Consider the following 12,937-nt stretch of genomic DNA (forward strand, 5'->3'; position numbering starts at 1 on the left):
AATATGAGGGGGCTGCCAATGTTTTTCTCGCTTAGAAGCCGGCTGATGGCGGCTTTCTCCTTACTTCTTATTGTTCCGTTTATAACGCTTGTGTTCGTTCTAAGCGAAGAATCGACCAAGCTTATCAAGCAGTCTATTGAAACCTCGACGTCGCAGACGATTGAACAATTTGGATCGCATGTCAATACCTCGATGACACAGGTTGAAGAAATCGGCAATCAAGTCATGAGCAACCGCGTGACGCAGGAATGGATTACGGCTCAAATGAGTCCTGACAGCAGCGTAGAGGAACGTCTTCTTGCGAAACAGAGGCTTATGGAATATGTTTCGTCTTATTCGATAAACAATTCCAGCGGAATATCAATCGGTGTTTTTTCTGATTTCGGAGGCGGCGTATGGACGCAGGATCGAACGTATTTGGAACAGGATTGGTATACTCGCTTTCTAGAGGAGGACAAGCGCTGGACGGAAGCGCATTCCGATCCTGATCAAGCAGATACCATTATGAAAGCCAGACTGGTGAACAGCTATATGCTTCCTTTGGTACAGCTGCAATCTTTTACGAAATCAGGTTTTGTGAAAATCAATTACCCGACCTCGGTACTGCGTGATGCAATCGTGAAAATTAAATTCGGCAAAACGGGCAGAGCTTTTTTGCTCACTTCTGATGGCACCAGCGTGCTGGATCAACAGCTTCCGGAGGATAGCCTGATGATATTATCGTCGGGTCTTGCGGAGATTAAAGCAGCAAAGGGTTATGATACAAGCGGCGTTTTTCCGATTAGGAGAGACGCAGAAACGTATTTGCTATTTTATCGTTATTTCGAAGAGCAGGACTGGTATGTTATCGGAGAGGTTCCCGAGAAGGAGCTTTTCGTGAAGATCGAGCAAATTCGCCGTACGATGCTTTTTATAAGCCTGATATTGCTGCTGCTTATTATTCTTGTCGCCTATTGGCTCTCTTCGGGGATTACACGGCCGCTTACATCGATGGCTAGAGCAATGAAGCATGTCGAGCGGGGAGAATTCGCGCAGGCCTTCAGCATGATGCCGGCGGTCCGTACAGGGCACAGCGAGGTTGGTTATGTAACCAGAGTGTTCGAGAATATGACGACGCGTTTGCGTTTTCTAATCGAGACGGAGTTCGAGACTAATCTCCGGCGCAAAAATGCGGAATACAAAGCGCTGCTCCTGCAAATCAATCCGCATTTTTTTAATAACACTTTAGAAATTATTAGCGGCCTAGCTGCCATGAAAAAAAATGATGTATTGATGGATGCGACGGAAGCTCTCGGCCAAATGATGCGTTACTCTTTAAATTTAAACAGTGATTTGGTTAAAGTAAAAGAAGAGATGAACTATATTCGCGATTATCTGTTTATTCTCCAGCTGCGTTACGAGGAAAGGCTTCATGTAGAGATTGAAGAAGATTTGGCTTCCAATACGCTGCTTATCGCAAAGTTTATATTACAGCCGATTGTGGAGAATGCTGTTAAATACAGCTTGGAGGAAAGCGGCGTAGCGAAAATTTCCCTTCGCGTCAAAACCGAAGAGGACAGGCTGCACATGGTCGTGGCAGATAACGGGATCGGAATGGACGCTGAATTAGTTGACCATTTGATGAGAGAGCTGATCAGCACCGATTCCGTAGACATTCTGAACAGCGGCGGGGACAGCATCGGGCTGAGGAATGTATTATCGCGCTGTAGATTGTATTATGGGGAACAGCTAAAGGTCAGCATTAATTCAAAACGCGGAGAAGGAACGGAGATCCGAATCAGCATTCCCGCAGTAAAGGGGTGAGAGACGTGTACAGCATAATGATCGTTGATGATGAAGCAGGTGTTAGGAACAGCATAAAAGCAAAAATTGATTGGCAGGCATCAGGATTCCATATCGCGGCTGAAGCGTCGAACGGCGAGGAGGCTTTGAGCCTCTTGCAGGGAAGACGTCTTCCTGATGTACTCCTGACTGATATAAGGATGCCGCAGATGGATGGTATCGGACTCATTAATGCTTGTAAACAATTATATCCGTCTCTCAAAATTGTCGTCTTATCCGGTTATTCGGATTACACCTATATGCAGGCAGCGATACAGGCCGGCGTCAAAGACTATCTGCTTAAGCCAGTGGGCCGCAGAGAGCTGGTTACTCTGCTCGAGAAGCTCTCTACTGAAATTGCTGCTCAGCAAACAGACGAGCAGCTGCAGCATGCCGAGCAGCGGCAGAGAAAAGAACAACTGCTCGTCATGCAGGAGCAAATGCTGCTTCGGATGGTCAAAGAGGATTTCTACAGCCTGCTGATCATAAAAGAACGGCTGGAGCAGCTGCAGCTGTCAGCATTTATCGATGAGCGGCTTCACGTCCGTTTTGTGGCTGTAGAAATGCGGGTGCCGGCCGGCAGGCTGGGCGAAGAGCGGGATCATATCGATCTGCTCCATATGGCGTTCCAAATGCTTTGCAGAGAAACGGCGAGCATGTATACGGGCGTATATCCTTTCTACGACGCGAGCCATCCTTCCATGATGCATTTTCTGGTGGAAGCTTCCTCCCGAGGAATTGACGGATCTGATTTAACGGATCGTCTGGTTCGCCAAATCAGAACGAATATCCAAAAGTATTTGAGGCTCGACTCTGTTATTGGAGTAGGGGAAACGGTTATTGGAATCCGTCAATTTAAAAATGGATATTCCTCAAGTATGCTTTCATGGAGCCAAAGCACCATTCATGGAACGAATAGACCGGGCAATCAGCAGGTGCAGGATTTGATCGCCGCATTCTCGCCGGAGCTGGAGAGGCAGCTGGTCGTGTCCATCGAAAATGGTGATTTCAAAGCCTATTCGGCGCTGATCGAGCGCGTTGTTCCGCGCGGGGTCGATTTCCCGATGTTTTCCTTTACCTTTATCGCATCGCGCATATTGCTTCTCTTTCATTCGATTGCGAAGAAGTATGAGGCAGGAGAAGCGGTGCTCCAGAAGCGGCTCTGGGATTGCCAGATGACAATCGGTGATTTCCATTCCCGGGAGCAAATATTGGAGCAGCTGGAGGAGCTTGCGCGGCTGGTTATGAATGAAGCGCTAAAGACCCGGAGCTCCAGCGGGCAGTCTATTGTTAAGACCATTCAAAAATACGTAGATGATAATTTCGCCTATGAGCTTACATTGGCTTCGCTCGCGGGGATGTTCCATCTCAATGAAACGTATTTGTCCGGGCTGTTCAAGCAGCATGTCGGCGTGACGTTCAGTGAGTATGTAACAAGCTTGCGCATGAAAAAAGCAGGTGAGCTGCTCGCGCAAAGCGATCTTAAATTGACCGATATTGCCATGCTAGTCGGAATTTCAAGCTCGAGCTATTTCAGTACGTCCTTCAAAAAGTATTATGGCCTCAGCCCAAAGGAATATCGGGAACGTCATCATACGAAAGCTTGAAACTGATCACGTTCGGAATTTCATGGCGCATGATTAGCAAGGTTAGTGTTAGGTCTCAATGCGAGCGATGAAATTCAGCAGCAAAAGACGCAGCCCGGCTGGATCACTAAGCATGGGCAAATGTCCGGTATCCAGGCTTTGCACCGACTGCGGTGCAAAATGCGAGATCATTTTATTTTGCAAGGAGGGACTGAGCTCTTTATCCTTGCTTAGCTTCACGTACAGCTTCGGCACAGCTGGAGCAGGCGCATCAGCCCGATCCGTATAGACACGAACGGACTCGGGTTTGAACGTAATTACAATCTTGGACGCCTGCTCATCTGTGAGGTCATTGCATAATCCTGTACGGATGGCAGACTCGGGAGGCTTCGTTCCCATTTTGCGCAGAATCAGAGACATCAGTATTCGCTTTGGCAGGGGGAGAACAGATAAGAAGGAGCCGCCTTTCTTTGGAATGACCGCTCCAACAGCGACAAAGCCTGCCAAACGATCGTTCAGCTCGGCTGCCAGTTTAAGCGAAAGTACACCGCCTAAGGAATGTGCCACGATAATAACCCTCCGTGTCCCCCATTCATCGATTTGTTTTTTTATGTGCATGACGTAATCCGCTAAAGCAAGCTCTCCCCGTTGTTCTTCCCGGTTCGGAAAATCAATCAATAAATAAGGATGCCCGAAGCCTTCTAGCACTTTGCTCCAGATTTCTCTATTCAAACCAGCTCCATGGATAAATACAAAACCTGTTTTTTCTTGCGCATAGGCATGATTGTTCATGTTTTATTCCCCCAATATGATTATTCCTGATTGGATCGCAAATTTAGCTTATCATTTAAACAAGACAATTATTGTCTTATTTAAAAGATAAGCTAAAATAAAGCTACAGAGAGAGGTGATGCTCTTGCAAAAATCACAGCGACTTTTCCAATTAATGATGATGGTCAATGCGAGAAAAGCTTTTACCGTGCAGGAGCTTGCCGATGAATTAGGCGTTTCCAGCCGCACGATTACAAGGGATTTGCTGGAGCTCAGCGAGCTTGGGGTTCCCGTCTATTCGGTTCAAGGAAGAGGCGGTGGCTACAGGCTGCTGCAAGAGAGAATGCTTCCGCCGATCAGCTTTACGGAAGGCGAGGCGGTCGCGATTTTTTTTGCGTGCCAATCCTTGGAGTATTTCGGCTCCTTGCCGTTTGGAGATGGAGCTAGCTCTGCGCTTCATAAATTTTTTCACTATTTGCCAGCCGATGTGAAATGTCGAATCGAACGGTTGAAAAATAGGATAGCGATCTACAGCCCGTACCGCCAGATGTCGCCTGACATTCTCCAGACGCTTCTGCATGCGATAATGGATCGCAGCATTGTGACGATCCGATATCGCTCGAGCAAAGGAGTGCAGGAGCGAAATATTCAACCCGTCGGGCTTTACGCAAGCTCGGGTTACTGGTATTGTCCGGCGTATTGTTTTCTGCGGAAGGAAATGAGACAGTTCAGGGCTGACCGGATGCTTTCGGCAATCATAAATCCAGCGATGGAAAGCCGGGAGGATATCGAACGGCAGACGCTGCTAGATAAGCCTGAAAAGGATCAGCTGGAGCAAACCGTGCTCCTGCTGGAGTTAACGGAAAAAGGAATATGGCAGCTGGATACCAATACACGGTTTGCGCCATTTATAAAACGCAATGAAGATGGCACAGGCACGGCTGCTGTTCAGATTGCCGCGGAGGATCTGCATTTTTATGTAGAGTTGATCTGGGCGCTCGGGGAGGACGTCAGAATTATGGGGCCGACTGAGGCAGTTGCGCAGATCAAACAAAAAATGAAAGCAATGCATTTGCTGTATGAGCAATCAAGATGAAAGCAATGCATGCGAAACTTAAAATAGGAGTGATGAAATGTAAGCGGCAGTCTCTCTTGGTAATGAATTTCAATTAAGTGTAACTAAATGGTAAAATTCGCATCTAAAAATGGGAAGCGTAAAAAAACCCACTAGAGTTTCGATTAGTTAATGCAATAAAATAAATGAAAAATAAATGATGATCCAGTATAATCAAAGAAATTAGTTATTTTCTGTAAAAGTTGGTGTTCTGCATGACAATGTTTCTAGACATGAAGACGGTTATGATTTTAATTGTATTAGGCCATCTATTTTCAGTCTTGCTTATTAGCGCTTACTGGCGTACGCAAACCAAAGATCATATCTTGAGCAGGTTCTTGTTGGCTAAATGTACCCAAGGCTTTGCTTGGATGTTGATCGTTGTACGCAATGGAGTTCCGGATGTGTACACGATGTCGATAGCCAATTCCTTGCTATTTATTGGATTTGCGCTTGAAACGGTCGCGATGCTGAAGCTGCAGCAGGCGTTTCATCGCTCTACAAAAATGCTTTATGCTGCCTTGATCCTTGGCGCGATCGTCGGTTACCATCTTGTTATTATTTTTAATAATCACGAAAATATTAGAATCGCGGCAGCCTCGATTGGAACAGCGCTCTTTATGGTCGTTCCGGCATACTTAATGATTCGATCCAAAGCTGCATCCTATATTATGAAGATCATGGGTCTGCTCTATATCTCTACGATTGTTTCACTTATTGGGAGAGCGATCGTCGCCTTGCTGTCCGACCAAACCATTGGCATGTTTACGCCGGGCATGTATCAGACGTTTTCCTTCCTAGCGCTTTTTTTGATCATGTTTATCGGCAATATCGGTTTTGTGCTGCTTTTGAAGGAACAGGTCGATCAAGAGCTCGTACGGCTGGCGAACTACGATGATTTGACTGGTGTTTTAAATCGGAGAACTTTCGTGTCGTTGTCCAAGCAAGTTATAGCCGAGCACGCCAAAAAACAAAAGCATCTTTCCTTGGTGTTGTTCGACATCGATCATTTCAAAAAAATCAACGATACCTACGGACATCACATCGGAGACCGAGCCTTGCAGCAGCTGGCGAAGCATATCGGTTCTCAGCTAAGAGGAACAGATTCCTTCAGCAGGTATGGCGGCGACGAGTTTGCTATATTGCTGCCAGGGGCGAATGAGAGCGAGGCAGACCGTCTGGTGGAGTCTTTTAGACAGACGACCATGCAGATTCACATACCGGGAATGACAAGCTCGCTTTCCATTAGTCTTGGTGTAGTAACCCTTATTCCGAACGAGCAAACAAAGCTTGAGGCGCTTTACAAGGTGTGCGACAGAGCCTTGTATGATGCGAAGGACAATGGCCGCAACGGTGCCGCACGGATACAGGCCACATTGCTGGGCTGATTGGTTATGATCTTAATTTAATAACACTTGAAACCGACGTTAGCGAGATACGCTGAAGTCGGTTTTTTTGTGCGTGCGCATAACTTGTTCTCAATGTTAAGGAAAACTTTAAGAAACCTTTAGTGTTACATTACGTTACGCCAGGGAGGATCTTGAAGGCAATAGGCCGCTTATTCAATCCATACAAGGCCAAAAATACGGGGATCAACTCGTTCGAATTAACGAGATGCTGCCAACAGGGAGCAGAGATACAGCAACAGCGTACAGTCAGGAGTGGGAATCCTTCATATGGCAGATTACGCCGAATCAGCAGCAGGATTATAAAATCTTAGATGAAAACCAGTTCACTGCCCTTTCAGCAAAAGAGCAAAAAATCGTCATTGGAAAAACGAGCGATTTTCTGGCACATCGTTCGTCATGGGAGGCGCTGGACAATTTGGTTGCAGGCAGCAGCGAAGACGCCTATCTGTCGTGGAGTAAATGGCAGTATTACTAGAATGCGCTCGGCGATGCAAGCGGGACGCTATTTATGGGCTTTTTCCTCGGAATTGGGTTTCTAGCCATGATGGCGAATGTTCAAAATCCTATCCGGTGCAGCCAAGGAAGTACAACGGTATGAAATGTTAGATAAGATAGGCGTAAGAAAGGAAAAGCTGACGCGTTCGATTTACCATTGTTTGCCGCTATCTATTCCGTCTATTATCTCTTAACGGTAAGGCTGTATCGGAATATCGTATTGCCAGGCCGAAATAAGGCAGCAAGGCATTTAAAATAGTCGAACCATCTATTATGCAACTTCTTCCTCCCATTTGCGTCTCTATTTTGACGAAGAAATATTTGGGAGGCAGAAGAATGAAGCGAATAGGCACAATATTATTCGTATTTCTTTTTATCATAGTTGGATGCGGCTCGGAACCTGAAATGAATGCAGCAACCCAAATCGAACAGCCGGAAAACGAAACCGTCAAGCAGCAAAACAAAATGTCTAAGGAAATGCCCGGCAACTTTGATTTTATGGTGCGTTTCGGCTATGGTACGGTAAATAAAAATGAAATTAATACCTTTCAAGATACAGTAACCAAAGATTTGATCATGAATGGGACGGCAACGGCGCAAATCACGTTGACCAAGGAAGAGATGCGAAGCATTTACAATCAAATGAGAGAAATAAACATCATGGACGTAAAAGAGCTGGCTGCAGCCAATCAAACCTGTGAACGCGTTCCATATAGCGAAGATATATGGGAAATCAATATTAACGGAGAAACAAAAACATTAACGTGGACAGATAGGTATTGCACTCAAACCAGTGATATGGAGCAATTGCTGGAACTGCGAAATTTCGTGGATCAGATCGTAAAGACCAAAGAGGAGTATAAAAAATTGCCTGAATCAGAAGGTGGCTACGATTGATTACAGGGGTTAGATGAAGCGTCCCATCGCATTGGACATTAGGAGGGAATCTGCTTCATCTAACCTCACGTATTTATGGTGTTTCTACAAGCCCTACAAACAGCAGAACACCGCTTTGCAAGTCTTGGATAGCGAAAAGAAACGGCCGGTTGACCTTCATTTCGAAGTTAACGCTGGGCTCAGCACTTCCTCCATCCATTCCAACTAAGGTTACAGCAGCCGCCTCAGTGCCTTGTTCAGAAACGTCGATAACGGTCTTATGCAAAATACGGTTGATAAAGAGCCATTGATCGCCGTTTTTGTCAGCTAATTCGCTGAAGTCCGCTTGTCCTGCATCGAATGGCAGGCGCATTCCCATTGCACTTAAGGTGTCGATAAGCTCACGCTGGCCTTCTATACGAAATTTCGGCAGCGTTAATTTGCCATTCACTTCGTTAAATGGTTTGGTCCAAAATTCGGTATCCGCGAGCAGCTTCGCGGTGAATGTCTCTTGGTCCATACGTTGGCTCGGGAGAACGACGAGCATGCCCATTTGACCATCGCCGTATGGCAAACGGATGGCTTGGTAATCCTCCGTTTCGTCATATTCGTAAGTGCCTCCCTGATTCATGAAAGGGATGCGCTGTATTTCTCCGTCCGATTTTGTGAATTCATCTTCTTTTGTTGCTTTTGGCTCAAAGGGCGTCTTCCAAGTCCCGTCAAAATATAGGGCGTTTAACAGCATGAATTTCGTCATCTCTGATATAGGCTTATCCAATATTGTTGGAATAAGACCGTTTGTCTGTTTGTTGACCCATTTGTTCATTTCCTTCAGCACGGCAGGGTCGACCAGATTTCGTTCGTTTAATTGAGCGTCGTAGGCATCCTTTACCCGGTCGAGATAAAGCTTTCGGAAAGGCCAGCCCTTTTGCAGCCAGAGCGAGTTTGCCATGGACAGCTTGATACCGGGTCCTGGTTGCAGCAGAAGCTCTCTCAGCTTTTGCTGCCCCTCATTCAGCACTTCCACTGACAGTCCCTCTACATGCAATATCTTCGCGATCTGGTCGCGTGTTTGGCCGGCGGCTCCATTCAGCGTCATCGACAACGCCTGTACGATGCTGACAGGTGAGACAATAACGTTTTCCCCTTGATGTTCAATGATCATTTTCTCCGCAAGTTCAAGCCCGAACGTATTCGTTGCCTTTGCCATTTGGGGGTCAAGCTTCTCAGCTAACCGAGCTCGTTCCGGCATTGTAATCGTCTTTTCCTCTGGCTGTCCGCATGCTGTTAACAGCAATACAGCAGTCATGGCGATGAAAATGGTTTTGCGCAGCAAGTCATTCCCTCCCATTTTTGCATGCATTATCCATATCGACGGTCTATGAGGAGCAAAGGTTGCTGGAATGCCCTTATGACGGAACCTTATTTAATATAATTTACATTAATGAACAAATGGTAAGTTATTGACTAAAGATGGATAAAGCAGAGAGATCGCCAGTCAACATTATGTTAGGCGATGTTACATTTCAGCTTCAGGAACCCCATGAGTTCAAGTGGATCCTGTCTCACTGTCATGTATTCCGTGTATTTGACGTGCAAGATTCGGGTAATATTTATTATTGCGTTGAGATCTTCTACGATGTAGTTTCTGCAATGTAGGGTTATGAAAATAGTTGAACCGGAGCGTACAATGCAGTTTCTGCAATGGGAGCGCCTATTTTCGAACGGTTAGTAACGGTTGGCGCCCATTCTGTTGTAGTAAATGCATTGTAGCTAAAATAAAGAAGTGTATTTAACTATTCTGCTGTAGTAACTGCAGTGTAACAAACTGGCTGACGGCAAGAGGATGCTCTAGTCTTGCGAGGCTAAGAGTAATAAAAGTTCGTGCTGTGTACTACAGTGTAGTTTCTGCAATGTATCGATAAAAAACTAGTTGAATCGAGGTGTACAATTTCGGGGAATTCTGCTGATGCGGTTAGACGTTTAACTGAAGCCATTCCTTTATACGAGGTTTTGAAGCATTCGCATCTCATCAAGCTTTTGGACCACTTTGAAGCGGCAGGCGGGATTGCAGCGGTTTTTGATTGGTTTGAAGGTGAATGCCTGCATTCTAATGTTCTTTTCCGCCGCCTGCAAAATACGAAGACCCGGCATCCCCGTTTTATCGGTACAGACATATGCCGATTGCAAAGCGGATGGAGTCGCTGGATGCCATTTTTTCTTTTCATGAGTACGTGGAATCAAAAGGGTATGTCGCTGTGGATTTTTATGACGGGAGTATCTTATATGATTTCTCCAGCCAAATAACCATGATATGTGATATCGATTTTTACAGGTCATCGCCCTCGTCAAATGATATGGGCGATGATTTCTGGGGAGCCAAACGCTCTAAATCCCCTGAGGAGTTCGTGATGGGCGCTCCAATCGACGCGAGAACGAATGTATTTACGATGGGTGCCATTGCATTTGGCCTATTAGGCGGGGAAATGGATCGCTCCTTCAACTTATGGGAGGCAGGACAAGAGCTTTATGCGATCGCACTACAAGCGGTCAGCCCTAAACGGGAACAACGATATTCGGATGTAAAGAAGTTCAAGAAAGCTTGGGATAAAGCTAGACATACGATTTGAAGAACGGACGGTCATCCTCTCAGGGATGGCCGTTCGTTTTTTTAATAGCTTCAGCGGGTCGGTAATCATTAGTTATAATTGAATATTAATACGCGGCTTGAGAACGGATCGTTTAAGATGAATAGGAAAGGAGTGATGCGGTATGAAAAATAACCTAAGTCCAATCATTTTCAAATCAGAGAGGCTTATCCATTAGGAAAAACCAGAAATGGATTTTCCTAAAATACTAGGAGGAATCCAGAAATGATTACGTTAAAAGCATTAGACAAGAGCAACTGGGAACAATGTACTCAACTTAAACCGAAACCAGAGCAAGCAGGGCTTATTGCCTCTAACTTTTATTCCATCGCAGAGGCGCAATTTTTAGAAGGATTTAAAGCTAAAGCCATATACAATGATGACATAATGATTGGTTTTACGCTGTTCGGGCTTGATCCGGATGATGGGAATTACTGGATTTACCGATTTATGATTGACGGCATGTATCAAGCGCAAGGTCATGGTTACCATGCGATGTTATTGGTTGTTGATGAAATAAGAGGCGCTGGTGACAGGACTGATGTTATCATGCTTGGTTATAAACCGGATAATGAACAAGCTGGAAAGCTTTATGCAAAAATAGGTTTCAGAGAAGCAGGGTTAGCTCCTTGGGGAGAAATGCTCGCGAAATATCATTTTGCGTAGGTTTCCGCCAAATATGAAATGTAATCCTATACTAACGTCAAGGCAGCCGACAACAGCGGCTGCCTTTTCTCGACGAGCGGCTCTTGGCTTTTCGGATTAACGGTTGTAACAAATTGAATTCGTTCAGCGTCTAGAAGAGTGGAGGTGAACCCATGATTGCTTTTAAAATGATGATCACACTGTTTTGTACCGCTTTTCTCATTGCTGGCTGTTCGACCGCTGGCCCTACAGCCCCGCAGGCCATAGGCTTTCCTGCTGTCGAGAGACCATATTCCCCTGAAAAAGCGGCCGAAAACGGGGATATTGTCCATGTACATGGTCGTTATTCCAACATGGACAGCTGGCAGCGTTTCTTGAAAAACGTAGAAAGCAAACAACCGGATAACGCGCGTATTACGCAATACACCGTTGAAGGAGATCCCCTGTTTTACGAATTTGTTTTTAACGGGGAAGAACTTCAGTATCTATATGATAATTCCATGGATGCTTTTGGCGGTCAAGGAAACGGCAAACGGACCACAAGCTGTCAAAGTATTCGAAGTGAAAAACAGGATGAATTGGAACACGGGACACGGTATCGCTTAATTGGATGTGAATCCGAAGAAATTGGAAGTACCTTCGTTTTTATTGTAGAACCGAATACAAAATAATAAACACTTGTCTGCAAGCTAACATGCTGTATATAATATAGTAAATATTTGGTATGTGCGACTGGCGCAGCGTGGAGTACCACGAGGGAGCACATATTTATACGCCGTACGCCTGGGCAAAGTATTTGATCTGTGATCAGATGCTTTTTTTTGTTTGTCAGAGGAACAAAATTCGATGCTGAGGTGAGTACAATGAAAAGGTTTAAAGAGCCATTGTTTAATCGACCGTATCCAGGAAGAACGTTGATGATCGGCATGGATCCATCCGGTAAACATTACGTACAGGTCTATTGGATTATGGGACGGAGCTTGAACAGCCGTAACCGGATTTTTGAGCGGGAGCAATCATTTGTCAGAAACACTGCATTTGATCCATCGAAGATGGAGGATCCTTCCTTGATTATCTATTATCCGATTAAGGATACAAATGGATTTCACATGATTTCGAACGGTGATCAGACGGAGACCCTATACGATGGATTCCGGCAAGGAGGTTCGTTTGAAGATGCATTGAAACGCAAGGCGTTCGAACCCGATGCCCCTCATTATACTCCCCGCATTTCCGGAATAACCGATACGAGATCAGGCTCATATGCTTTATCAATTTTGAAGACGAGAAACAATGATCCCTCTATTTGCATAAGAAATTTCTATCATTATGATGCCTGCGTAAAGGGGATGGGGCATTGCATTCATACCTATCAAGGCGAGGAAGACGGCGTTCTTCGACCATTGACCGGTGAGCCTTTGGAAGTGCCGATCTTTGATTCTATGGAAGAAACCGCGAATTTCTACTGGAATAACTTAAATAAGGATAACCGAATTTCACTGCTTGTGAAGTTCATACGTTTGGAAGACAATAATGTGCAATTCAAAATCGTGAACAAAAATGAATGATGAT

General features: G+C 45.3%; 12 protein-coding genes and 1 riboswitch. Of the genes, 10 read left to right on the plus strand and 2 right to left on the minus strand.

Annotated elements, in window-relative coordinates:
- The first annotated feature begins 18 nt into the window (after positions 1-18).
- Positions 19-1,803, plus strand: coding sequence for a cache domain-containing sensor histidine kinase (locus RCO25_RS08860; RefSeq protein ID WP_308995784.1), 1,785 nt, complete (start codon positions 19-21; stop codon positions 1,801-1,803).
- Positions 1,804-1,808: 5 nt separating this feature from the next.
- Positions 1,809-3,428, plus strand: coding sequence for a response regulator transcription factor (locus tag RCO25_RS08865; protein ID WP_308995785.1), 1,620 nt, complete (start codon positions 1,809-1,811; stop codon positions 3,426-3,428).
- A 48-nt stretch (positions 3,429-3,476) separates the two neighbouring features.
- Here the strand turns inward: RCO25_RS08865 and RCO25_RS08870 are convergent, their stop codons facing one another.
- The gene (locus RCO25_RS08870) at positions 3,477-4,199 is read right to left on the minus strand and encodes an alpha/beta fold hydrolase (RefSeq protein ID WP_308995786.1); all 723 of its coding nucleotides are present in this window, start codon (positions 4,197-4,199) and stop codon (positions 3,477-3,479) included.
- Positions 4,200-4,323: 124 nt separating this feature from the next.
- On the opposite strand from RCO25_RS08870, the gene RCO25_RS08875 reads away from it, so the two are divergent.
- From RCO25_RS08875 to RCO25_RS08890, 4 genes are all read left to right on the plus strand, one after another.
- Positions 4,324-5,274 (plus strand): helix-turn-helix transcriptional regulator, encoded by a 951-nt coding sequence (locus RCO25_RS08875; RefSeq protein WP_308995787.1) that lies wholly within the window; start codon positions 4,324-4,326, stop codon positions 5,272-5,274.
- 359 nt (positions 5,275-5,633) lie between these two features.
- Positions 5,634-6,680: a GGDEF domain-containing protein gene (locus RCO25_RS08880; RefSeq protein WP_308995788.1), complete on the plus strand. Its 1,047-nt coding sequence runs from the start codon at positions 5,634-5,636 to the stop codon at positions 6,678-6,680.
- Positions 6,681-6,906: 226 nt separating this feature from the next.
- Positions 6,907-7,176, plus strand: coding sequence for a hypothetical protein (locus RCO25_RS08885; protein WP_308995789.1), 270 nt, complete (start codon positions 6,907-6,909; stop codon positions 7,174-7,176).
- A gap of 356 nt (positions 7,177-7,532) precedes the next feature.
- Positions 7,533-8,093, plus strand: a complete 561-nt coding sequence (locus RCO25_RS08890; protein WP_308995790.1) for a hypothetical protein — start codon at positions 7,533-7,535, stop codon at positions 8,091-8,093.
- A 73-nt stretch (positions 8,094-8,166) separates the two neighbouring features.
- Here the strand turns inward: RCO25_RS08890 and RCO25_RS08895 are convergent, their stop codons facing one another.
- A complete protein-coding gene (locus RCO25_RS08895) occupies positions 8,167-9,408 on the minus strand; it encodes a serpin family protein (protein WP_308995791.1) in 1,242 nt (413 codons plus the stop codon).
- Positions 9,409-10,249: 841 nt separating this feature from the next.
- Here RCO25_RS08895 and RCO25_RS08900 point away from each other — a divergent pair.
- From RCO25_RS08900 to RCO25_RS08915, 4 genes are all read left to right on the plus strand, one after another.
- Complete coding sequence (locus RCO25_RS08900; protein WP_308995792.1) at positions 10,250-10,702, plus strand: hypothetical protein; 453 nt, start codon at positions 10,250-10,252, stop codon at positions 10,700-10,702.
- 243 nt (positions 10,703-10,945) lie between these two features.
- Positions 10,946-11,386 (plus strand): GNAT family N-acetyltransferase, encoded by a 441-nt coding sequence (locus tag RCO25_RS08905; RefSeq protein WP_308995793.1) that lies wholly within the window; start codon positions 10,946-10,948, stop codon positions 11,384-11,386.
- Between the two features lie 152 nt (positions 11,387-11,538).
- A complete protein-coding gene (locus tag RCO25_RS08910) occupies positions 11,539-12,036 on the plus strand; it encodes a DUF4362 domain-containing protein (protein ID WP_308995794.1) in 498 nt (165 codons plus the stop codon).
- Between the two features lie 47 nt (positions 12,037-12,083).
- Positions 12,084-12,161, plus strand: a riboswitch (ZMP/ZTP riboswitch).
- Positions 12,162-12,228: 67 nt separating this feature from the next.
- Positions 12,229-12,933 (plus strand): IMP cyclohydrolase, encoded by a 705-nt coding sequence (locus tag RCO25_RS08915; RefSeq protein ID WP_308995795.1) that lies wholly within the window; start codon positions 12,229-12,231, stop codon positions 12,931-12,933.
- Positions 12,934-12,937: the final 4 nt, after the last annotated feature.

Origin of the sequence: Paenibacillus sp. LHD-38 (assembly GCF_031157315.1) — a bacterium.
Classification (GTDB): domain Bacteria; phylum Bacillota; class Bacilli; order Paenibacillales; family Paenibacillaceae; genus Pristimantibacillus.